Annotated in this window: 13 protein-coding genes; 1 reads left to right on the top strand and 12 read right to left on the bottom strand. The window is 73.7% G+C overall.

Features of this window, described 5'->3' with window-relative positions:
* Positions 1 to 146 precede the first annotated feature (146 nt).
* From ACMT9T_RS06180 to ACMT9T_RS06215, 8 genes are all read right to left on the bottom strand, one after another.
* Positions 147 to 1,535 carry a tyrosine-protein kinase domain-containing protein gene (locus ACMT9T_RS06180; protein WP_414744715.1) on the bottom strand — a complete coding sequence of 463 codons (1,389 nt, stop codon included), beginning with the start codon at positions 1,533 to 1,535 and terminating at the stop codon, positions 147 to 149.
* Entirely contained in the window at positions 1,532 to 2,890 is a 1,359-nt protein-coding gene (locus ACMT9T_RS06185) for a hypothetical protein (protein ID WP_414744716.1), read from the bottom strand. The genes ACMT9T_RS06180 and ACMT9T_RS06185 overlap by 4 nt, the downstream gene beginning before the upstream one ends.
* Positions 2,891 to 3,141: 251 nt before the next feature.
* A complete protein-coding gene (locus ACMT9T_RS06190) occupies positions 3,142 to 9,033 on the bottom strand; it encodes a PKD domain-containing protein (protein WP_414744717.1) in 5,892 nt (1,963 codons plus the stop codon).
* Positions 9,034 to 9,082: 49 nt separating this feature from the next.
* Positions 9,083 to 10,324, bottom strand: coding sequence for a glycosyltransferase family 4 protein (locus ACMT9T_RS06195; RefSeq protein ID WP_414744718.1), 1,242 nt, complete (start codon positions 10,322 to 10,324; stop codon positions 9,083 to 9,085).
* A complete protein-coding gene (locus ACMT9T_RS06200) occupies positions 10,321 to 11,133 on the bottom strand; it encodes a CDP-alcohol phosphatidyltransferase family protein (protein ID WP_414744719.1) in 813 nt (270 codons plus the stop codon). The genes ACMT9T_RS06195 and ACMT9T_RS06200 overlap by 4 nt, the downstream gene beginning before the upstream one ends.
* A complete protein-coding gene (locus ACMT9T_RS06205) occupies positions 11,130 to 12,362 on the bottom strand; it encodes a DUF1972 domain-containing protein (protein WP_414744720.1) in 1,233 nt (410 codons plus the stop codon). The genes ACMT9T_RS06200 and ACMT9T_RS06205 overlap by 4 nt, the downstream gene beginning before the upstream one ends.
* Position 12,363: 1 nt before the next feature.
* Positions 12,364 to 13,908: a sugar transferase gene (locus ACMT9T_RS06210; protein ID WP_414744721.1), complete on the bottom strand. Its 1,545-nt coding sequence runs from the start codon at positions 13,906 to 13,908 to the stop codon at positions 12,364 to 12,366.
* A gap of 391 nt (positions 13,909 to 14,299) precedes the next feature.
* Complete coding sequence (locus ACMT9T_RS06215; protein WP_414744722.1) at positions 14,300 to 16,921, bottom strand: right-handed parallel beta-helix repeat-containing protein; 2,622 nt, start codon at positions 16,919 to 16,921, stop codon at positions 14,300 to 14,302.
* Positions 16,922 to 17,299: 378 nt separating this feature from the next.
* Between ACMT9T_RS06215 and ACMT9T_RS06220 the strand changes: the two genes are divergently transcribed.
* Complete coding sequence (locus ACMT9T_RS06220; protein WP_414744723.1) at positions 17,300 to 17,797, top strand: FAD synthase family protein; 498 nt, start codon at positions 17,300 to 17,302, stop codon at positions 17,795 to 17,797.
* A gap of 40 nt (positions 17,798 to 17,837) precedes the next feature.
* Here ACMT9T_RS06220 and pip read toward each other — a convergent pair whose 3' ends face one another.
* From pip to ACMT9T_RS06240, 4 genes are all read right to left on the bottom strand, one after another.
* Positions 17,838 to 18,815 carry a prolyl aminopeptidase gene (gene pip / locus ACMT9T_RS06225; RefSeq protein ID WP_414744724.1) on the bottom strand — a complete coding sequence of 326 codons (978 nt, stop codon included), beginning with the start codon at positions 18,813 to 18,815 and terminating at the stop codon, positions 17,838 to 17,840.
* A 56-nt stretch (positions 18,816 to 18,871) separates the two neighbouring features.
* Positions 18,872 to 21,088: an acyl-CoA dehydrogenase family protein gene (locus tag ACMT9T_RS06230; RefSeq protein ID WP_414744725.1), complete on the bottom strand. Its 2,217-nt coding sequence runs from the start codon at positions 21,086 to 21,088 to the stop codon at positions 18,872 to 18,874.
* Positions 21,089 to 21,247: 159 nt separating this feature from the next.
* Complete coding sequence (locus tag ACMT9T_RS06235; RefSeq protein ID WP_414744726.1) at positions 21,248 to 22,747, bottom strand: aldehyde dehydrogenase (NADP(+)); 1,500 nt, start codon at positions 22,745 to 22,747, stop codon at positions 21,248 to 21,250.
* 29 nt (positions 22,748 to 22,776) lie between these two features.
* Positions 22,777 to 23,778 carry a proline racemase family protein gene (locus ACMT9T_RS06240; protein ID WP_414744727.1) on the bottom strand — a complete coding sequence of 334 codons (1,002 nt, stop codon included), beginning with the start codon at positions 23,776 to 23,778 and terminating at the stop codon, positions 22,777 to 22,779.
* Position 23,779 lies beyond the last annotated feature (1 nt).

Here is a 23,779-nt window from a genome sequence, read left to right on the forward strand (position 1 = left end):
CCCATCGACGGCCCGGAGGTCGTCGAAGTCGGTCGCGCGCTGCTCGCGGCCGTCACCGGTCCAGGCGGCGGCGCAGTGCCGCCACGCCCACCTGCGAGGCTCGAAGTGGTCGATCTGCATCGCCGCGCTCGTCGCCTCCCCGTGCGTCACCCCGCGACGTGCGCCTTCCCCGCCCCGCGCGCCGCGCGCCCCGCCTGCTGCGTCTCCGCCCGGTAGTACGCGCGCTTGTCCTTCGTGGGACGCACCTTGTTGAGCACGACGCCCAGCACGGATCCGCCCGACTTCTCGACCGCGTCGAGCGCCTCGGAGAGCTGGCCGCGGTGGACGCGCGTCTGGTCGGCGACGACGATCGCGCCGTCCGTCATGCGCGCCACGAACGCGGCGTCGGCCACCGCGATGAGCGGGGCGGTGTCGATCACGATCACGTCGTAGGTCGCGCGGGCCCGGGCGACGAGCTCCTCCATGCGCGCGGAGGCGAGCAGCTCGCTCGGGTTCGGCGGGATCTCGCCGGACGTCAGCACCTCGAGGGTGCCGTCGCCCCACGGCTGCACGACCTCCTCCAGCAGGGCCTGCCCGACGAGCACGGTGGTGAGGCCCGCGTCGCCGACGAGGCCGAGGTACTGCGCCACGACGGGCCGGCGGAGGTCGGCGTCGACGAGGAGCACGCGGCGCCCGCCCTCGCTGAGCGACAGCGCGAGGTTCGCGGCGACCGTGGACTTGCCCTCGCCGGGGATCGACGACGTCACGACGATGCTGGACGCCCGGTCGCCGAGGAGCACGAAGCGGAGGTTCGCCTTCAGCTGGCGGAAGCCCTCGGCCGCGGTCGAGAGCGGGCGGACCGCCATCGCGAGGCCGGTCACGCCGCGCTCGCGCTCGAGCGAGCCGAGCAGCGGCGCGGTCGTGAGGTGCGCCACGGTCTCGGCGGAGCGGACGCGCGTGTCGAGCAGGCGCACCAGGGCGAGGCCGAGGAGCCCCGCCAGCAGGCCGAGGATGAGGCCCGCGAGCGTGTTGGTGCGGCCGTTCGGGGCCGACTGGGACAGGGGCTCCGGTGCCTCCTGGATCACGCGCACCGAGACCGTGGGCGAGCCCTCCGCCCCCTTCGGCGCGTAGGACTCGGCGGTGTCGCGCAGGCTCGCGGCCACGGCGTTGGCGATGTCGGCGGCCTGCGCCGGCGACGGCTCGGTCACGCTGATCTCCATGATCACGGTGTTCTGCGGCGTCGTCACGGTGACGGCGCGCGCGAGCTCCTGCGGCGTGCTGTCGAGGCCGAGGCGCGCGATCACGGGCTCGAGCACCGCGGGCGACTCCGCCAGCTCGCCGAAGGACAGCATCTGGCTCTGCGTGTAGGTGGCGCCCTGGTTGAGGTCGCTCGCGCTGGATCCGCTGCTCAGCGAGAAGTACAGCCGCGACTGCGCGGTGAACACGGGCGTCGCGAGCTGCGAGAGGCCGAAGGCGACCGCGCCTCCCGCGAGCATCGCGGCGACGACGACGTACCAGTAGCGGCGGAGCAGGGCGGTGGACTCGTGGAGCGTCATCGTGTGGGGGTTCTCTCGGGTAGAGGCGCGAGGGCGGTGGTGCGGGCGGGATCGGGGCGGTCGTCGGGGCCTGTTGGGGCCGCGTCGGGATCGGGAGGAGGGGCGGGGGCGGCGTCGCGGCGGAGGATCTGGCTGGTCGCCGCGACCCCCGCGAGGAACCACACGAGCGTCGCGTACTGCGTGATGAGGGCGACCGTGGCGAGCGCCGGGATCTGCGCCACGAGCGCGATGGTCGCCGGGGTGGCGCGTCCCCGGAGCACGAGCCCGACGCCGACGGCCAGGGCGACGAGTGCGGCGCCGGCGACCAGGAGCCCGGAGGTGAGGCCCGTGAGGATCAGCTGGCTGTCGATGGAGCGGAAGTCGCCGTAGAACACGCGCCCGTCGGTGAGGCGCTGGGCGCTGGCCGCGGGCCCGATGATCCGCATGCCCGGGATGAGCGTGTAGAGGTCGCCCCGGTAGTCGGAGCTGTTCGTGGCCTCCGTGCCGGCGTCCTCGAAGACGGTCTGCACGAACGGCGCGACGGTCGCGACCACGGCGACGACCCCGACGGAGACGGCGACGCGCACGCGGAGCGGGATCGCGTCGCGGAGGAAGACGATCGACAGCACGAGGCCGAGGAGCGCGGTGAGCATCCCGACGCGGCTGAAGGTGACCACCGTGCCGAGCAGGAGCACCGTCGTCATCGCGAGCCGCACCGGGAGGGGGAAGCGCGCGGCGAGGGTCAGCGGGATCGCGATGGCGAGGCTGCAGCCGAGGGCGATGGAGTGGCCGAACGCGCCCTCGGCCCGGACGACCCCGCCGCGGATCTGCAGGGTCGCCCACGTCTCCCGGAGGCTGCCGCTGCCCGGGATCAGGACGAAGGGGTTCCAGGTGAGCGCGAACTCGACGATGGCGAGCGCCGCGATCACCGTGGACGCGACGGCGACGGCCGCGTGCAGGTGCGCCGTCCCGACCCGGTGGACGACGAGCCTGCCGAGGAGGTAGCCGCCGAGGGCGTAGGTCAGGAACGTGACCAGCGCCGGGACCGCGACGCCCGCTCCCCCGCCCACCAGCACCCCGGCCACCCCGGCGGCCGCCGTCAGGACGACGACGAGGTCGAGCGGCGAGACGCGGAAGCCCGCCACGGGCAGAGCGGCGACGATCACCACGAGCGCCATCAGCGTCGCGGGCGGCAGGTAGTAGCCGGCCACGGAGACGCCGGCCCAGATGGGCGCGAGGCAGAGGGAGGCGAGCCACAGGGCCACGGCGAGACGCGGCATCCGGCGCAGCAGGAAGAGGAGCAGGATCCCGGCGAGGAGCGCGACGCCGGCGAGGAGCAGGCGCTCGACGCCGTCGCCCGCGAGGAGCGCGCTCATGCGCGGCACCGGAGGGAGGCGTCGGCAGAGCGGGCGTGCGTGTGCGCGTGCGCGTGCGGCATCGCGTGTCCCCCTCGTGTGCGTCCCGGGCGCGTCGCCCTCGTCGATTATCCCCAGCGCGCGAGGCGCCGGGCCTCCCGGACGAGCCCCCCGTCCGGGTCATGCGGTCGTGCGGTGGTGCTGCGCCGTGCTGCGGGCGGGTCCTCCGAGGAGGCCCCGCCCGCAGCCGGCAGCCGGCCGACGGGCCCGGGTCAGCGGGCCGTCGCGTCCGTGACCAGCAGGTCGTCGTGCCGCGTGACGACGGGTGCGGTCGCCGAGCTCGACAGGTAGGTCTGGATCCCGAACGTGCCCGCGGTCTGCAGGGCGGCGAGGGACCCGGTCGTCGTCGACTGCCACGCCGTCGGCTCGGCCTGCCCGACGGGCCAGACCTTCGCGTTCATCGTGGTGGGCGACGTGCCCGTGACCTGCACGCGGACGCGGAGCTGCTGCCCGGCCGCGTACGTGATGTTCGGCACGACGACCGACTTGAGGTTGGTCCCGTTCTCCGACTGCACGATCATGACCTGGCCGGTCGACCGCACCCAGACCTGCGTCTGGTACGCGGCCGTGCCGACCTGGCGCGAGTTGACCCGCACGTACGCGCCGCCGCCCGTGGGCAGCCGGTCGAGCGCGAAGCTCACCTGGGCGTCCGAGGCGGTGGTGCTGACGGCGTCGAGGCTCGCGGTGCGGGTCTCGCCGGCCGGGCTCGCGACCTGCGCCTGCCCGTCCCGCACGGAGAGGATCGACGCGTTGCCGGTGATGCGCCAGGCGCCGCCGGTCTCCGCCGTGCCCCAGCCGTTGGCGGCCGTGCGGGCGAAGGAGTCCTGCGCGAGGATCCCCGCGGCGGGCGGCGTGACGACCGGGGCCGTCACCGTGACGGTCCCGTCCTTCTTCGCCGACGCGAGGCCCTTGTCGTCCGTCACCGTGAGCGCGACCGCGTACGTGCCGGCCTTCGCGTAGGCGTGGTCCACGGTCTTGCCGGTGCCGGTGGTGCCGTCCCCGAACGCCCAGGCGTAGGACGCGACCGTGCCGTCCGCGTCGGCGGAGGTGGATCCGTCGAACGAGGCCGCCAGGTCCTTGGTCGTCGACGTGAACGCCGCCGTCGGGGCCTGGTTCGTCGGCGCGACGACCGGCGCGGTCACCGTGACCGTGCCGTCCTTCTTCGCCGACGCGAGGCCCTTGTCGTCCGTCACCGTGAGCGAGACCGCGTACGTGCCGGCCTTCGCGTAGGCGTGGTCCACGGTCTTGCCCGTGCCCGTGGTGCCGTCCCCGAACGCCCAGGCGTACGAGGCGACCGTGCCGTCCGCGTCCGCGGAGGTGGATCCGTCGAACGACGCCGTCAGGTCCTTGGCCGTCGACGTGAACGCCGCCGTCGGGGCCTGGTTCGCCGGCACCGGCGCGGGCGCCTGGCCGTCGCGGGCGACGACCAGGTCGTCGATGCGCGTCGTGACGGGAGCCGTGGCCGACCCGGAGAGGTAGGTCTGGATCCCGACGGAGCCGGCGGCCTGCAGCGCGGCCGTCGAGCTGGTGATGCTCGTCTGCCACGCGGCGGGCTCGGCCTGGCCGGCGACCCACACCTTGGCCTTGACGGTGGTCGGCGAGGTGCCGGTCGTCAGGACGCGGACGCGGAGCTGCTGGCCGGCCTTGTAGGTCGTGCCGGGCAGCACGTAGGACGCCGGGTTCGACGAGCCCTCCGACTGCACCAGCTGGATCTGCCCGGTCGCCTTGACCCAGACCTGCGTCTGGTAGGAGGTGGAGCCGACCTGTCGCGAGACGACCCGGGTGTAGGAGCCGCCGCCCGTGGGGACGGAGTCGAGCGAGAAGGTCGCGCTGACGTCCGACGACGTGGTGGACACCGCGTCGAGGCTCATCGTGCGGGTCTCGCCCTTCGGCGAGACGACCTGCCCCGTGCCGTCCTGCACCTTGACGATGCTCGGGCTGCCGGTGACGCGCCAGGCGCCGCCGAGGTCCGCCGTGCCCCAGCCCTGCGCGACCGTGCGGCCGAACGAGTCCTGGGCGATCACGTTCGACGCGGGCGCCTGGACGGCCACCTGCGAGGTGGTCGTCGTGGCGAGGCCCTTGTCGTCCGTCACCGTCAGCGACACCGCGTAGGTGCCGGCGGCCGGGTAGGCGTGGGTCGTGGTGCGGCCCGTGCCGGTGGTCCCGTCGCCGAAGGCCCAGGACCAGGAGGCCACGGAGCCGTCGGGATCGCTCGACGTCGAGGCGTCGAGCGAGGCGACGAGGTTCGCCACGGTGCTCGTGAACGCGGCGACGGGCGCCTGGTTCACGGGCGGCGCGGTGACCGTGACGCTCGCGGTCGTGCGAGCGGTCGCGCCGTCGTCGTCCGTCACCGTCAGCGCGACCGTGTACGTGCCGGCCTTCGCGTACGGGTGGGCGATGGACGGGCCGGTGCCGGTCGTGCCGTCGCCGAACTCCCACGCGTAGGACGCGATCGTGCCGTCCGGGTCGGAGGAGGCGCGGCCGTCGAGGTTCGCGACCAGGTCGGTCGTGGTCGACGCGATGACCGCCGTGGGCTCCCGGTTGACCGGGGGCGCCACGACCGTCACCTGCGTGGACGCGGTGCCCGTGAGGCCCTTGTCGTCCGTGACCGTCAGCGTCACCGTGTAGGTGCCGCCCGCGGCGTAGGCGTGCGTCGGCGTCGGGCCGGTGCCCGTGCTGCCGTCGCCGAAGTCCCACGCGTAGGAGGCGACCGTGCCGTCGGCGTCCGCGGAGGCGGATCCGTCGAGCTTCGCGACGAGGTCCGTCGCGCTGGCCGTCACGACGGCGTTCGGCGCGATGTTCGCGGGCGCCGCCTTCACCGTGACGTCCTGCTGCGTGCGGTTCGTGGTGCCGCGGTCGTCGGTCACCGTGAGCGTCACCGTGTAGGTGCCGGCCGCGGCGTAGGCGTGCGCCTGCGTCTGGCCGGACGCCTGGACGCCGTCGCCGAAGTCCCAGGCGTAGCCCGTGATCGTGCCGTCGGCGTCCGTGGATCCGGTGGCGTCGAACGACGCGTCGAGGAACCCGGCCTGCTGCGTGAACGCGGCCTTCGGGGCCTGGTTCGGCACGCGGCCGGTGGTCCCGAGCGCGAAGTGCGTCGCGATCGTGTCGGCCGCGAGCGCCGTCGGGTACACCGCGACCTCGTCGAGGCGGCCCTGGAGGGTCCCGCTCGCCGAGCCCCAGGTGTTGTCCCCGCCGATGCGCCAGTAGCCGTCGTAGCCCTGCGCCTGGGTGGCGCCGTTCTGGCCGACGAGGTCGCCGTCGACGTAGAGCTTCAGGCCGTCGGCGCCCTGCGAGGCGGCCATGTGGTGCCACTGTCCGTCGTTGTACGCCTTCGGCGAGGTGGCCAGGTTGGTCTGGCCGGTCCAGATGCCGAACTGCAGGCGTCCGTCGTCCTGCATGTAGACGTGGCGGTCGTAGCTGCCGGAGAAGTTGAACGGATCCGCGTTGTCGCCGAAGCCGATGATCTTGCCGCCGCGGGTCGTGGTCGTCTGGAACCACGCCTCGACGGTGTACCGCTGCGGGTTCTGCACCCGCTGCGAGCTCACCATGATGCTGTCGTCGAACGACGCGCTCCTGCCGTCGGTGCCCGCGAGGGCGCCCGCCTGCTCGAAGGACACGTTGCGGCCCACGTTGCCGGGGACGTCGTTCTGGCCGGCGTCCTTCACGGTCGTCGATCCCTGCGCGTCGTCGAGGCGCCAGAAGAACGACGGGTCGGCCGCGTGGACCGCCTTGCCGTAGGCGTCCGAGGGCGCCGGCGGGATGGGCGAGGTGCGGCCGGAGGCGACCAGGTGGTCGACCACGTCGGCGCGCGTGAGGGCGGTCGGGTAGATCGACACCTGGGCGATGTCACCCGCGAGGTAGGCGCTCGCCGGCTGGTTGGGCCAGCCGCCGAGGTTGTCGCCGCCGATGCGCCAGAAGCCGGTGAAGTCCTGCCCGGCCGTGATGTCGGCGCGCTGGCCGACGAGCTTGCCGTCGACGAACAGCGTCATGCCGGCGGAGCCCATCGTGGCGACGATCTGGTGCCAGTTCCCGTCGTTGAAGCCGGGGGCGGAGCTGATCGTCTGGGTCGCCCCGGTGTAGACGCCGAAGAAGATCCGGCCGTCGTTGTCCAGGTAGACCATGCGGTCGTAGTTGCCGGATGTGCCGGTGCTGTTGTTGCCGTAGCCGACGACCTTGCCGCCCGAGGTCGAGGTCGTCTTGACCCACGACTCCACGCTGAAGGTGTTCGGCGAGACCGCCGCCTGGGGCGTGACCGCGAAGGAGCCCTCCCGGCCGGAGAACGTCGTCGCCGTCGCGCCGTCGAGGGGACCGGTCGCGCCGCGGGTCGCGTCGTCGACCCGGAGGTCCTCGAACGCGACGTGGTCGAGGCCGGCGGTGCCGTCCTTCTCGTCGAGCGGGTAGTACGCGGTCGCGCCGTCGTCCTTCACGCTCGTGGCGTACGCGTCGCTGCCGGACTGGTCGGCGATCACGACGGGCGCGCTGTTGCGGTCGACCGCGTTGCCGTTGCCGTCCGTGACCACGACCTTGTAGGTGTGGGAGCTGCCGGGCACGAGGCCCTTGTCGATGAAGCCCATCGAGGGGCGCTGCCAGAACGTGGAGTCCTGCGTCACCTGGTACACGGGCGTCGCCGTCTTGCCGTCGCGAATCACCTTGTAGGTGAGGCGCGTCGAGTCGCGGTCGAACGTGGCCTGCCAGGCGACGCGCGCCTCGCCCTTCGTGTACGAGACGGTCTTCGGCACGAGCTGGTCGTTGCCGTTCGGGCCGATCTTGTTCGGCGCGGCCTTGGCGGTCGCGTAGCGCACGAGGCCCTGCTGCGCGGTGGTGTTCACGTAGGGGAACTCGCCGCCGACGACGACGTAGTCCTCGTTGCCGTTGACGCTCCAGGCCGCCTGGCCCTGGCCCGTGAAGGATCCCGTGACGTACTTCGGGAACCAGTTCAGGAGCGACGGGGACGGCGTGCCGGCCCAGTTGTGGTACCCGTACGGGTCGGCCGTGGCCGAGCCGGTCGCGGCCTTCGAGAAGGCGATGCTGTGCTGGAAGGTCCACGGGTCGGTCTGCGGGAAGCCGCCGATGTTGCCGCAGTAGTGCGGGTGGCCGGCCACGTACGCGACCGTCTCGGTCGCGAAGACGGAGTAGCTGTCGCCGTGGCAGTCCTCGACCCAGTTCACGACGCCCGTGTTCGGGTCCGCGGAGAACGCGCCCTCGAGGTTGCCGCCGTCGCCGAACGTGTAGCCGGATCCGTAGACCCGGTCGCCTGTGGCGTAGAGGCTCGTGATCGAGGACTCCACGCCGGCGTTGCGCACCTGCTGGTTCGCGGCCCATGGCAGCGAGGCGCCCGAGACCGGGTCGACCGCGCCGAGGCCGTAGGTGGCGACGCCGCTCAGCTGCGTGAAGCGGCCGCCGACGACCAGCTTGGATGCGTCCTTGGTGAGGGTGAGCGCGTCCACGACGGTGTCCGCATCCGCCGCGAACGCCGTGTTCTGGCCGGTCGCGGCGGACACCGCGGCGAGGTGGTTCCGAGCGGCGCCGTTGACGCTGCGGAACGTGCCGCCGAGGTACACGGTGTCGTTGGAGGCGCTCACCGTGCGGGTCTGGCTGCCCATGATGGGGCGGAATGTGGGGATGATCTTCCCGGTCGCGGTGCTGAACGCCGCGGCGCGGTAGTAGCCCTGGCCGTCGATGTCCGTGAAGTCGCCGACCACGTAGATCCGGGAGCCGTCGGGCGACGCCGTCACCGAGAGCGCCTGCGCGTTGAGCTTCGGCGCGAACGTGGTGATGAGCGCGCCCGTGCGGATGTCGTACGCGAGCAGGTTGCTGCGCGGCGTGAGGTTCGTGCCGGCCGCGGCGCCCGCGGGGCGCGCGTTCTGGAACCTGCCGGCCACGTAGACCGTGTTGCCGACGACGACCTGCGACCAGGCGACGCCGTCGATCTGGGTCGTGGGCAGCGGGTCGGCCGTGACCGTGGCGGGCGTCTTCGGGTCCGTCGGGTCGACGGGCGCGGAGTCCGCCATCGCGGGCTGCGCGATGACGACCGCGGACAGGATGACCGCGGCGGCCGCGGTCATCGCGGCCAGGCGACGTCCCGCGGAGGAGAGGATGCTCATTTCGTCCTTGCTTCGGGTGGGGTGGAGCGGGGGCGGAGGGTGCCGGTGGTCAGCGGGAGCTGGCCGGTCGGGGGCTGCCGATGCGCCTCGCGGGCGTCAGCATCGTGCCCACCGACCGCGCGATGCGCTGCCGGTAGAGCTCGGGTCCGTGCCGGTGCTCGGCGCGGAAGCGGTCGCGGGCGGCCCGGGCGCGGTAGACGTCCCAGTCCGTCGCGATGTCCTGGAGGGCGTCCGCGAGGGCGGCGGGATCCGAGGGCGGCACCATGCGCGCCGACTCGTAGCCGCCCGCGGCCTCGCGGAGGCCGGAGGTGTCGCTGACGACCACGGGCCGCGCGGCGAGCAGGGCCTCGACGGCCGTGTTGCCGAACGGCTCGTCCACCCGGGAGGGGACGACGCACGCGTCGGCGGCGGCCACGAACGGGGCGACGTCGGCGTGGAAGCCGTGCATCGTGACGCGGTCCGCGAGGTCGAGCACGCGGATCGTCGTGCGCAGGTGCTCCTCGTAGGCCTCGTAGCCGGGGAAGACGGCGCCCACGATGTCGAGGGTCGCGGCGACCCCGCGGTCGCGGAGCTCGACGATGGCCTCGACGGCGACGTCCACGCCCTTGCGGTCGGAGAGGCGTCCCACGTAGAGGACGCGCAGCCCGCCGTCGAGCACCGCGCGCGCCGGCACGACGTCCGCGGGGCCGGGCACGCCGTTGTGCACGACCACGGCCCGGCGCGCGACCCGCGGGAGGGCGCGGCCGAGGACCTCGACGCTGTAGCGGCTGTTCGCGACGACGCTCGTGGCGAGCGCGAGCGGCAGGGCGAGCGCCGTGCCGACGGCGCGGGACGCGGATCCCTCCGCCTCGTGCACGTGGGCGAGGACCGGGCGGCCGGTGAGGCGGCCCACGAGGATCCAGAGCGGGATCGTCACGGTGTTGACGTAGACGGCGTCCGGGCGCGTGCGGCGCACGAGGCCGAGCCCCGCCGACAGGCCGCGGACGGACTGGCCGACGAGGGCCGCGAAGCCGCGCGGGCGCAGCATGGACTTCCGCAGCACGGGCGTGGGCGCGTGGTGCACGACCGCGCCGACGCCCGTGAGCGCGTCGACGAGCGGGCCGTCGGACGGCAGGGTCACGATCGTGCGGGCACCCGCGGACACGAGCCCCGCGACGCTCTCGAGCAGCACGCGGTCGGATCCGTAGAGCTCGGCGCTCGGGTGCGCGACGAGGATCGTGCGGCCGCGGAGGTCCGCGCCCTCCTCGTCGGCCTGCGCGAGCGCGCGCTCGGTGCCGGCGAACGCGGTCACGCGCTGACCCGGGCGGATGCGACGGGTACCGTCGCGGCCTCGGCACGGCGCGCGTCGAGCGCGCCCATGTCGCGGAACCACTTGACCGACGCGAGCGCGAGGTGGCCGGCGTTCGCGAGCATCATCAGCGCGTAGACGGCGAGGAACACGACCGGGGCCCCGAGCAGCGCGAACACGATGCAGAGGAAGCCGTAGTCGGTGGGGATCACGAGCAGCGAGCGCAGCAGCGTCGAGCGGCCGGCCTCGGGCGCGGGGCCGCCGGCGACCTGGTGCACGCGCTTGAGCTGGTCGTTGAGGATCATCGCGAAGAAGCTCGCGGCGGCCACGATCGCGTAGACGACGGGCACGAGGAGCCACGCGTCGGAGTCCGTGGCGGGCCAGCGGAACATGGACACGAGCACCGCGAGGTGCAGCGACGAGATCTTGATGCAGTCGACGACGTGGTCGAGCCACTCGCCCGAGAGCGAGCCGCCGCCGCGGAGGCGCGCGACCTGGCCGTCGGCCGAGTCGAACGCGTAACCCACCGCGAGCAGCAGCCACACGGCGATGCCGAGCCAGGCGGCGGGCTCGACGAGGGCGACGAGCGCGATCCCCGTGAACGTGAAGGCCGCGCTGATCGCGGTCACCTGGTTCGGGGTCAGGCCCGCGCGGTACGCCCACGCGGCGAGCAGCCGGCCGGCCGGGCGGTTGACGCGGATCGAGTACGCGGGCGCCCCGCGGGCCGCCTTCTTCTGCGCGGATGCCAGGCGGCGCACGACGTCGAGGTACGACTCCGCGCGCGGATCCGTCGCGGCGGTCGCCGCGCTCATCGGCTCTCCTCGAGGAGGAAGGAGGTGCGGCCGGCGTCGGCGGGGCGCAGCTCCGGCTCCCAGCGGGTGGCCGAGCGGACGCCGCGGCTCATGCCGCGCGTGGAGTAGCCGCGCACCATGCGGGCGGCGAGCTCCTCGTAGCCGTCGGCGATGGCGTCCCAGTCGTAGGTCTCCTCGGCGCGCTCCTGCAGGCGGCGGCCGATCGCGGCGGCCTCGGCGGCGTTCGCCTCGGCGCCCTCGACGAGCGCGGCGACGCCGGCGGCGTCCGACCAGAAGCGGCCGTCCTCGCCGAGCACGTCGCGGTTGAAGACGTTGTCGTTCGCGAGCGTCGCGGTCGCGGCGCCCATGGCGCGCAGCAGCGACGGGTTCGTGCCGCCCACCGAGTGGCCGTGCAGGTAGGTGAGGGCGTGGGCGTAGAGCTGGTCGAGCTGCTCCTGGTCCCAGACCCCGCCGAGGCGCTGGATCCGCGGGTCGGCCGAGGCGACCTGCTCGATGCGGTCGGTGTACGCGGCGGAGTACGGCGCCGATCCGACGACGACGAGCGGCAGGGTCGCGCCCGAGGCGGTGTACCCGTCGACGATGACGTCGACGTGGTTCTCCGGCTCGAAGCGTGCGACGACGAGGTGGTACTGGCCGGGCTCGAGGCCGAGCTCGGCGAGGCGGTCGCTGGCGGGGTCGCGCAGGATGTTGGCGCCGTAGGTGAGGAGCTCCGTGGGGATCCCGAACTCGTGGTCGTAGTAGTCGGCGATGCCCTGGGCGTCCGAGATGAGCGCGTCGGCGTCCTTCACGGCCATCTGCTCGGCCACGCGGTAGTACTTCTTGCCCATGCGGCCCCACTTGCCGCGCTTCCACTCGAGGCCGTCCACGTGCACGGCCGTGGCCGTGCCGCGCGAGCGGATGAGGGGGACGAACGGCGCGTTGGCGGCGTTGAACACGAAGGCCGCGTCCTGGCGCTTGCCGAAGGCCAGGTGGATCGCGGACAGCGCCGTGTGGCTGAGCGTCTCGATCGACTTGGTCTTGAGCGCGGGCAGGTGCACGAGCGTCATCCCGAGGTGGGTGCGCGGACGGGAGCGGTTCGTGGAGCGGCAGTAGACGGTGACGTCGTGGCCCCGGGCGGCGAGGCGCTGCCCGATCTCCTCGATGGCGGTCTCGAATCCGCCGTACGCGGCGGGGACCCCCCGGGTGCCGACCATGGCGATGCGGAGACGACGCGGTTCGATGACAGACATTTCAGTAAGCCCCTACGGGTCGGGTGAGCACCCGGAAGGTGCGCCACATGATCATGACGTCGCCGGTCAGGGACCAGTTCTCGACGTAGTACAGGTCGAGCCGGACGCTCTCGTCCCAGCTCAGGTCGCTCCGGCCGTTCACCTGCCACATGCCCGTGAGGCCGGGCTTGATGAACAGACGGCGGTGCACGTGGCTCTCGTAGCCCTGCACCTCGGTGCGCAGCGGCGGACGCGGGCCCACGAGGCTCATGTCGCCGACGAGGATGTTCCACAGCTGCGGCAGCTCGTCGAGCGAGTAGCGGCGGAGCACGGCGCCCACGCGGGTGACGCGCGGGTCCTTCCGCATCTTGAACAGCGGGCCGGATCCCTCGTTGGCCGCCGCCAGCGCCGCCAGCTCCGCCTCGGCGGTGACCCGCATCGAGCGGAACTTGAGCATGTGGAACTCCTCGCCGGCCTTGCCGACGCGCTCCTGGCGGAAGAGGGCGCCGCCCGGGCTGTCGAGGCGGACGACGACCGCGATGACGAGCATCACGGGCGCGAGGACCACGAGCGCGAGGCCGGAGACCGCGATGTCGAGGGCCCGCTTCATCACGTGCTTGCCGCCCTCGAACTGCGGGATCTCCACGTGGATGAGCGGCAGGCCCTCGACGGGGCGGAAGTGGATGCGCGGGCCGGCGACGTCGGTGAGGCGCGACGCGAGCACCAGCTCGATCGACGAGCCCTCGAGCTCCCAGCCGAGCGTGCGGACGGCGTTGCTGCCGGCGCGCGGCTGGCTCGCGACGATGACGGCGTCGGCGGCGGTGCGGGCGGCGGCCGCGGCGACGGATCCGAGGTCGGAGACGACGGGGATCGTGCGCCCGGCGACCTCGAGGCCCTCGAGGTGCTCGTCGATCGCGACGCCCACGACGGTGTAGCCCGAGGCGGGCCGCAGCAGGATCTGCGCGGCGACGTCCTCGACGTCGGCCCGGCTGCCGACGACCACCACGCGGGAGAGGTGCGCGCCCTGCACGCGGCGGCGGATGAGCCACCGGCGCCAACTCCACCGGGCCACCAGCAGCGCGACGACGCCGAGCGGGAAGGCGAGCACGACGTAGCCGCGGGCGATGTCGACCTTGAGGAGCAGGAAGCCGACCGCGAGCGCGCCGAACGTGATCGCCGAGGCGTTGACGACGCGCTTGTACTCGCCGACCCCGACGCCCACGATGCGGGCGTCACGGGTGCGGAAGGCGCCGAGCACGGCGATCCACGCGGCCACGACGACCACCGACACGATGCCGTAGTCGAGCTGCATCGAGCCCGCGTCGACCGCCGCGTCCCCCGTGCCGAAGCGCGTGAGCTGCGCGGCGAGGACGGTGGCGATGATGATCGCCCAGTCGGTCGCGATGAGGCGGGTGCGGTAGTCGCGGGCCCAGCGGCGGCCGGACGGGATGGCGGGGACGGCGGGCGCGACGCCGGATCCGATGATCGGGCGGTGCGCGGAGCGGCGCTCCGGGCGCACGCGGGTGCGCTCGCCCCGGGTCGCGGGACGGTTCCTCGTGGTGCTCATCGCGTGCCGGGCAGCGCGTCGAGCGATCGCGGGGTGTCGTGGGGTCGGTCGGGTGCGGGGAGGCGCGGCCGTCGGGTACGGACCAGCGCCGATGACGGGTTCATCGGGTGTGTGCCTGCGTTTCGGGTTACAGGTGGGTGGTGCGGGGTGCGACGGGGTCCGGGGAGACCTCGTCGGGTGCGTGCGCTCCATGGGGGACGAGGCTGGGTGGGCCTGTCCGGGAGGCGACCGTCGCGGGTACGACGGGTGAACACCGTGTGGTGACGCTGGCCATGCTAAACGCTCCCTGAGCGCCGTCGCCCCTCCCCCTTCGGGGGACGGATGCTCCCGACGCGACGACGGGCCGACCCCGGGTGGGGATCGGCCCGTCGTCGGCCGGGAGCGCGCGGGGTCAGCCGGCGGTCGCCCCTACGGTGCGGGATCCCGTGACGATGCCCGTGAGCGAGCCGATGAGCGACGGGACGCCCACCGCGACGCTCGACTGCAGGGACGCGATCTCGCCCGTGATCCGCAGGTCGGATCCGAGGACCCTCCTGCCGATCACCTCGACGCTCGTCCGGTCGTTGCCCGTCGCGTCGCGGAACGCGGCCAGGGTCCCGTAGACGGCCGGGTTGCCGACGCCGCGGCTCCAGATGACCGCCCAGCCGGGGCTGCCCGCCTGGTCGCGCTGGTAGACGTTGCCCGAGGTGCGGACGCCCATCTGCGCGGCGGACCGCTTGTGCGTGTGGTCCTCGACGGCGAGCAGCGCGTTGCCCGTGCTGCCCTGGAGCACGTTGTTCGAGATCGTGATGTCGGTCACGACCCAGGTCACCGTGGGGTCCGGCAGCTTCTGGCGCGGGTCGTGGCCGGCGGTCGACAGGTTCGTCGCGATCCGGTCGCCCTGCGAGATGTCGATGTCCCGGTCGTTCGCGGAGAAGGTGTTGTTCCAGACGCCGATGTGGCCGGAGTTCTCGATCCAGAGCCCCTCCTCACCGCTGCGGGCGATGACGTTGTCCGCCACGGTCGCGGTGGCGGAGAGCTCCAGCACGATGCCCGCACCGGTGTTGTCGAGCACGTCGTTGCCCGTCAGCGTGATGTCGTAGACGGACTCGTCGAACCACAGGCCGTTGCCGGCGTTGCGCTGGAAGTCGCTGTCGAGCACCTGGATGTCCCGCGACCGGCCGATCTTGAATCCGCCCGAGACCGGAGCCCGGTTGAAGCGCTCGAGGTTGTTGTCGGCGACGAGCAGGCGGGTCGCGACGAGGCGGTCCGCGTACACCGCGCGCATCCCGAGCATGCCGTTGCGGGCCGACGTGACCGCGGTCAGCTTGGCGTCGGTGGCCATGACCGAGAGGCCGATGGTCGCGATGTCGGTGATGGCGACGTTCTCGAACGCGACGCGCGTGCCGTGGATCTGCACCGCGCCCTGGTCCGGGACGGAGGGGGCGTAGCGGCGGATGCCGATGCCCCGCACGGTGCTGCCGTCGCCGCGCACCTGGAGAGCGCTGATGAGATCGCTCGAGCGGACGCTGGACGAGCGCGGGTCGGATCCGACGTACAGCCGGTCGGCCGCCTTGTCGACGAAGAACGTCCCCGGGACGACCTGCGCCCGGGTCGCGACCTGCTTCTGGGCGGTGCCCCCGTACCAGACCTGGTCGGGGTGGGCCGCGAGCGGGAACGCCGGGTTGACGAACGACCAGCTGGACGCGGTGCCGTCGGGTGCGCCGCGCGTGTAGGTGGGGCTGGTGTCGAACGACAGGTTCCACCCGGGTGCGTACCAGCCGGATCCGGACGCGACCCACTCGGTGAGCTTCCTGCTGCCGTCGAGCCAGACCTTCTCGCCGGGGTACGACTGCAGCGTCAGCGCCTCGCCCTTCGGCATCACGACGGACTCGTGGTACGTGCCGCCGCGGACGACGATGGTGCGCCCGGAGGCCGCCACGTCGACGGCCCGCTGGATGGTGCGGAAGGGAGCCGACTGCGAGCCGGACCCCCCGTCGGAGCCGGTCGTCGCCACGAACAGCGCGTTCGACGGCACGGCGTAGCGGGTCGATCCGACGGGCGCGGAGCCCGATCCGGGGCGGGCGTCGGCCAGGGGGATCGCCTGCTCGGCGTCGCCCGTGCCCGTCGCGGGCGCCGGTGCCGGAGCAGGAGCCGGAGCAGGCGTCGTCGGCGCGGGCGTCGGCGTCGGCGCTGCGGGCGCGGTCGACGCCGTCAGCGGCCGGACGGCGAGGTCGTCGAACGAGACGGCCTGGGCGCCGGAGGAGGTCGAGAGGTAGGACCAGACGCGCGCGCCGGATCCCGAGGTGAGGCGGGCGCCGCTCGTGTCGGTCGTCACCGCCTGCCAGGTCGGGGTCGCCTGGCCGTCGAGCCAGGCCCGCGCGTCCACGGAGACCGTTCCGGTGCCCGAGACGCGCGACTGGAGCGTGATCGCCTGACCCGGCTGGATGCCGCGGGCGACCACGGCGCCGGGCACGAGGGTGGTCTGCGTCGCCGTCGACCCGGTGACGCGGATGATCGACAGGAAGACCGTGCCGGTGCTGTCCACGCGCACGGTCGACTGATAGTACGACGATCCGGTCACGCGCTGCTGCAGCCCGGCCGAGACGCCGTTGCCCGTGGACGGGATGCGCGGCATGGTGACGCGCACCGTCGACTCGCTGTCGGCTGGCGCCGTGGCGGGGATCGTGGCGGCCGCGCCGCCGCCGGAGCGACCGAGGTCGATCACGCCGCGCGCGCCGTTCACGCGGAACGCGGACGACACGTCGTGGGAGTAGGTCGCGGCACCGGACGAGGAGCCCCATCCGCCGCTCGTGCTGCGGGTGAAGGAGTCGGAGAAGACGGGGGCGCCGGTGGCGAGGTCCTGTCCGCCGGCCGCGTGCGCGGGCTCGGGAGCGGTGAGGACGGCCGGGACGGCGAGGGCGACCGCGACGGCGATCGCGAGCGCGGGGCGGAGGGAGCGCGTCCGGGTGACGGGCTCAACGTGCTTCGGGGTTCGGGTGAGGGTTCGGGTGGGCTTCGGGTGGGGGTGCATGCGGGCGGGTCCTCGCTCGGATCGGTCCGTCAGACAGGCTGATGAAAACCCACCAGACAGGTGGGGTTCGATGAATGTAACCCAGAAACGGCCCGCCGTGTCCCCCGAAAGGAGGTCACGACGCCAGTGCGGGGACCAGTACCCCGGGATCCCGTGGCTGCCCCCCGTTCGGGTATCCTCCTTCCGCTCTCGGCCGGGTCGCCCGTAAGATCACCGCAGGCCCACCCGCTCCCCCGCCGCCCCACCCAGGCGGCCGACGTACCCGCGTCGCGTGAGCAGGAGGACCGCCGCCCGGCGTACCCGCACCGGGCTCGACCCGATCCCGCGACCCCGGCGTACCCGCGCCCGGACGCGGTCCACCCGGAAGAACGACGAGCCATGACCCGAATCGGCTACGCCGCTGGAGCATTCGACCTGTTCCACGTCGGCCACCTCAACATCCTCAAGCACGCGAAGAGCCGGTGCGACTTCCTCATCGCGGGCGTCGTCTCCGACGAGATGCTCGAGCGCAACAAGGGCATCACGCCCGTGGTGCCGCTCGCCGAGCGCCTGGAGATCGTGAGCCACATCAGCTACGTCGACCAGGCCCGGGCGGAGACGCTGCCCGACAAGCTCGACACCTGGCGCGAGGTCGGCTTCGACGTCTTCTTCAAGGGCGACGACTGGCGCGGCACCCCCAAGGGCGAGCGCCTCGAGGCGGAGTTCGCGGCGGTGGGCGTGGAGGTCGTGTACTTCCCGTACACGATGCACACCTCGAGCACCCGGCTGCGGCGCGCGCTCGACGTGCTCAGCGGCGTCGGCGCGACGGCCGCCTCGCCGCTCGCGACGCTCCCGCAGCCCGTGGGCCACGCGACGCCGACGCTGGTCGGCCGCTAGCCGGATCCGCCGTCGCCGACGGGCCCTGGCCGTCGCCCGATCAGGCGCCCGCGGCCCCCAGCCGGTCCGCCGCGCGCTCGGTCGCCGCGATGAGCGCGTCGAGGATCCCCGGCTCGTCGAACGCGTGCCCCGCGTCCGGCACCATCGTGAAGCGCGCCTCGGGCAGCGCCCGGTGCAGGTCCCACGCGGTCGCGGGCGGGGTGCACATGTCGTAGCGGCCCTGCACGATCTCCGTCGGGATCCCGCGGAGCAGGTGCGCATCGCGGATCAGCTGGCCGTCCTCCATCCACCCGCCGTGCATGAAGTAGTGGTTCTCGATGCGGGCGAACGCGAGCGCGTACGTCGGCTCGGCGAAGCGCGCCACCACCTCGGGCTTCGGCAGCAGCGTGATGCCCGACGCCTCCCACGTGCTCCAGGCGACGGCGGCCGGTCCGTGCACCTGGGGGTCGGGATCCGCGAGCAGCCGCGCGTAGGCCGCGATGATCCCGCCGCGCTCGACGCCGGGCACGGGCGCGGTGAACGCCTCCCAGCCGTCCGGGTAGACCATGCCGGCGGGGCCCTCGTAGAACCAGTCGAGCTCGCTCGCGCGCAGGGTGAAGATGCCGCGGAGGATGAGGCCGGTCACGCGGCTCGCGTGCGTCTCGGCGTACGCGAGCGCGAGGGTCGAGCCCCAGGATCCGCCGAACACGAGCCAGCGCTCGACGCCGAGGTGCTCGCGCAGCCGCTCGAGGTCGGCGACGAGGTGCCACGTGGTGTTCACGGAGAGGTCGGCCGAGGGCTCGGAGACGTGCGGGGTGCTGCGGCCGCAGCCGCGCTGGTCGACGAGGACGATGCGGTAGCGCGCCGGGTCGAACAGGCGCCGGTGGGTCGGGCTCGTGCCGCCGCCGGGCCCGCCGTGGAGGAACACGACGGGGATGCCGTCGGGGTTCCCCGAGGTCTCCCAGTAGAGGAGCTGGCCGTCGCCCACGTCGAGCATGCCGGTGTCGTACGGGTCGATCTCGGGGAAGAGGCTGCGCATCCCCCGAGCCTACGGGGGCGTCGTGCGGCGCCCGCGGCCGCGCATCACAGCCCGCGCTACCTCTTCTTCTTCTCGCTCTTCTCCATGCGCGGCGCGGAGCCGTCGGCGATCCGGGCGTCCCGGTACGCGCGCGCCTCGTCCTGGCGGTCCCGCTCCTCGCCGGAGGCCACCGCCGCGCGCACGTGCGCGGGCGTGTAGCCGAAGGAGTCCACGAGGTCCTGCGCGTGCGGGCGCAGGCGCGCGACGAGCCGGTCGATGTAGGCCGTCACGGCCCGGGCGCGCGGCGCGCTGATGCGGCCGTGGATGAGGTACCAGGCCAGGTCCTCCTCGATGAGGCGGAGGCCGAACAGGTCGCGGGTCCAGGTGAGGATCCGGAGCGTGCCGTCGTCCATGGCACGGCCGGTCTCCGACGCGGGATCCAGCGCCTCGGTGAACGCCTCCCACTGCAGCAGCTGCGCGTGCGCGCGGGCCGCCTCGATGAGCGCGTGCTGGTGCCGGTTGAAGAGGGCGGCGGCCTCGGCCGGCGGCATCTTCCGGGTGGCCCGGAGCGCGGTCGCGATCTCGCCCACCATGGTCTCCACGCGTCCGGTCAGCAGCGCGCGCTGCGTGTCCGTCTCGCGGAGCTGGCCGACGGAGCGGGCGGTGGATCCGCGATCCGCCAGCGCCTGACCGAGCGTGCGGAGCCCGGTCGAGCGCAGCGTGCGATCCGCGGCCTGCTCGACCGCGTAGCGCGCGAGCACCCCGAAGTCGGCCTTCGCGAACCGGCGGTTGACGTCGGTCAGCAGGCGCTTGGCGACGAGCTGGAGGAGCACGGTGTTGTCACCCTCGAAGGTCGCGTAGACGTCGAGGTCGGCGCGGAGGCCGACGAGGCGGTTCTCGGCGAGGAAGCCCTGGCCGCCGCACGCCTCGCGCGCCTCCTGGATCGTGTCGAGCGCGTGCCAGGTGCTGAGCGGCTTGAGCGCGGCCGCGAGGGTCTCGAGGTCCTGCCGGTCCTCGTCGGTGTCGGTGGCGCCGGAGAAGACCGAGTCGAACTGGCCGAGGAGCTTCTCGTGCGCGAAGGACGCGGCGTAGGTGGTGGCGATGCGCGGGATCAGCCGACGCTGGTGGCGCTGGTAGTCGAGCAGCACCTCCTCGTCGGTGCCGCCCGCGACGAACTGGCGGCGCTCGTTGCCGTAGGTCACGGCGATCTGCAGCGCGATCTTCGCGGCGCTCGTCGCCGCCCCGTCGAGCGAGACGCGCCCCTGCACGAGCGTGCCGAGCATCGTGAAGAAGCGGCGGCCGGGGCTCGCGATGTCCGAGGAGTACGTGCCGTCCGCGGCCACGTCGCCGTAGCGGTTGAGGAGGTTCGCGCGCGGCACGCGCACGTGGTCGAAGTGCAGGCGGCCGTTGTCGATCCCGTTGAGCCCGCCCTTGAGGCCGTCGTCCTCGCCGCCGACGCCGGGCAGGAACGCGCCGGTCTCGTCGCGGAGCGGCACGAAGAAGCAGTGGACGCCGTGGTTCACGCCCTGGGTCACGAGCTGCGCGAACACCGTCGCCGCGCGGCCGTCGACCGCCGCGTTGCCGAGGTAGTCCTTCCACGCCGCCCGGAACGGGGTGTGCAGGTCGAACTCTCCCGTCTCCGGGTCGTAGGTGGCCGTGGTGCCGATGCTGGCGACGTCGGATCCGTGCCCGGTCTCCGTCATCGCGAACGCGCCGGGCGTCTCGAGCGACATGATCCCGGGCAGCAGGTCCCGGTGGTGGCGCTCGGTGCCGAGGTGCATAACCGCGGAGCCGAACAGGCCCCACTGCACGCCGGCCTTGATCTGCAGCGACGGATCCGCGGCCACGAGCTCCTCGAAGCCCGCGATGTTGCCGCCGTGGTCCTCGAGCCCGCCGACGATCCTGGGGAACGCGCGGTGCACGCCGCCGTGCTCGACCAGCACCTTCAGCTGCTCCGTGACGCGCGCCCGGTGCTGGTGCATGTCGAGCCCCTCGACGCGGTGCAGCTCGGGACGGCTGGTCAGCTCGCGGGACGACGTGCGGACGTCGGCCCAGCGGCCGAGCAGGATCCGCCCGAGGGAGGCGACGTCGACGCGCGGACCGGCCCCCGTGTCCGCGCGTCCGTCGGTGCGGTCGAGGTCCTGCGCGACCTCGGCGTCGACGGCGCCCGCGACGGGGACGCCCGCCTCGCGGAGCGCGCCCTCGCGGGGTGCGCCGCCGTCCTGCGGTCCCGCGACGGGGCCTCGTCCCCTCGTGCCGCGGGTGGTGCGTCCTCGTGCCGCCGTGTCGACCATGGATCCTCCGTGCCGTCGCCTGCGCCGGCGTCCCTGCCGGCACCGGCCACGCTATGCACGGATCCTCCACCCGCCGAAAAACACGTCGCGGGCCTCCAACGCGCTCCCGCGGCGGGTGGGCGGAGGTTGTGGGAACCCTCAGCCCCGGTGCGGATCGGCCTACGCGCGGGCGCCGCGCGCGCTCACCCGCTGCGGCACGCCCCACGGGTTCGCGGTGCGCACGGGCTCCGGCAGGAGCGCGTCGGGCACCCCCTGGAAGGCGACGCCGCGGAGGAGCCGGTCGAGCGAAGCCGTGCCGACGCTCGTGCCGCGGTCGAGCGTGGTGGCGGGCCAGGGTCCGCCGTGCTGCTGGGCGTCGGTGACGGAGACGCCCGTGGGCCAGGCGTCGACGAGCACGCGGCCGGCGCGCGCGGCGAGCACGCGGATCAGCTCCGCCGCGGCCTCGTCGGCCTCGCCCTCCCCGAGGTGGACGCTCGCGGTCAGCTCGCCCGAGAAGGTGCGGGCGGCGAGCTCGGCGAGGTCGGTGCCCGCGGGGTACTCCACGAGCAGCGCGAACGGCCCGAAGACCTCGTGCCGGAGCGCGTCGCCCGCGGCCTGGAAGTCCGCGAGGGAGACGGCGGCGACGGTGGGGGTCACGGATCCGTCGGAGCCCGCGGGCGCGCGGCCCTCGGCGACGAGGCGCACGCCGTCGACCGCGATCGCGGCGACCCGGCCGTCGGCGTAGCCCTCCGCGATCTTGGCGTTCAGCATGCCGTGCGGCGCGACGGCGCCGGCCTCCTCGGCGAGCACGGCGTCGAGGCCGTGGCCCGCGGGGATCAGCACGATGCCGGGCGCGGTGCAGAGCTGCCCGGCGGATCCGGCGGCGCTCGCCACGAGGGCGCGCGCGATGCCCTCGCCGCGCTCGGCGGCCGCGCGCTCGGTGATGACGACGGGGTTGACGCTGCCCAGCTCGCCGAAGAACGGGATGGGGTCGGCGCGGGCCGCGGCGACGTCGGCGAGGAAGCGGCCGGCGCGGAGCGATCCCGTGAAGGTGGCGGCGCGGATCCGCGGGTCGCGCAGCATCGCGAGCCCCGCCTCCTCACCCTCGACGAGCTGCAGCGTGCCCTCGGGGAGCCCGGCGGCGACGAGCGCGGCGGACGCGGCCGCGGCGACCCGGCGCGACAGCTCGGGGTGGCCGGGGTGCGCCTTCACGACCACCGGGCAGCCCACCGCGAGCGCCGACGCCGTGTCACCGCCCGCGACCGAGAAGGCGAACGGGAAGTTCGACGCGGCGAAGTTGAGCACGGGTCCGACGGGCACGAGGTACCGGCGGATGTCGGGGCGCGGGGTGGGCGCCGCCTCCGGGTCCGCGTGGTCGATGCGCGCGTCCAGGTAGCGGCCGTCGCGGGTGGCGGCCGCGAGGATCCGCAGCTGCACGGTCGTGCGGGTCAGCTCGCCGGCGAGGCGGCCGGGCGCGAGCGCGGTCTCCCGCTCGGCCACCGGCAGCAGCTCGGGGCGGATCGCCTCGAGCGCGTCGGCGACCGCCTCGAGCGCGCGGGCGCGGACGGCCGGCGCGAGGGCGGCGAGCGGCGCGGCGGCCGCGGCGGCGCGCGCGGCGACGGCGTCCACGGTCGCGGCGACGGTCGGGTCGGTGGTCGGATCGGTCTCGTGCGGGGTCATGTCTCTCCTCTTCGGTGGTGCGCGCCGGGCTAGAAGCGGAAGCCGCTCGGGAACGGGTCGGTGGGATCCAGCAGGTACTGCCCCATGCCGGTGATCCACGCGCGCCCGGTGATGGCGGGGACGACGGCGGGCCGGCCGGCGACGGTCGTCTCCCGCAGGATCCGGCCGGTGAAGCGGCTGCCGATGAACGACTCGTTGACGAACTCGTCGCCCACCGCCAGCTCGCCCCGCGCCCACAGCTCGGCCATGCGCGCGGACGTGCCGGTGCCGCACGGCGAGCGGTCGAACCAGCCGGGGTGGATGGCCATGGCGTGCCGCGAGAGCCGCGCGTCCGATCCGGGCGCGAGGAACTCCACGTGATGGCAGTGGTCGACGCCCGAGATCTCGGGGTGCGAGGGCGCGTCCTGCTCGTTCACCGCGCCCATGATCGCGAGCCCGGCCGCGAGGATCTCCTGCTGCCGCTCCCGGTCGAACGGCAGCCCCAGCGCGTCGAGCTCGACGACCGCGTAGAAGTTGCCGCCGAACGCGAGGCTGTACGGCACGGTGCCGTAGCCGGGCACCTCGATCGAGGCGTCGAGCCGCTCCACGTAGGAGGGCACGTTCTCGATCGTGACCGAGGCCGCACGCCCGTCCTCCACGTCGACCCGCGCGATCACGAGCCCGGCCGGGGTGTCGAGCCGGATCGTCGTCACCGGCTCCTGCACCTCCACGAGCCCGGTCTCCACCAGCACGGTCGCGACGCCGATGGTGCCGTGGCCGCACATCGGCAGGCAGCCGGACACCTCGATGTAGAGGACGCCCCAGTCGCAGTCGTCGCGCGTGGGCGGCTGCAGGATCGCGCCGCTCATCGCCGCGTGCCCGCGCGGCTCGGTCATGAGGAGGAGCCGCAGGTGGTCGAGGTGCTCGATGAGATGGAGGCGGCGCTCGTTCATGGTCGCGCCGGGGATCACGCCGAACCCGCTCGTGACGACGCGGGTCGGCATGCCCTCGGTGTGCGAGTCGACGGCGTGGAAGACGCGGGAGGACCTCATC

The sequence above is a fragment of the Clavibacter vidaverae genome, from assembly GCF_047529985.1.
GTDB lineage: Bacteria > Actinomycetota > Actinomycetes > Actinomycetales > Microbacteriaceae > Clavibacter > Clavibacter nebraskensis_A.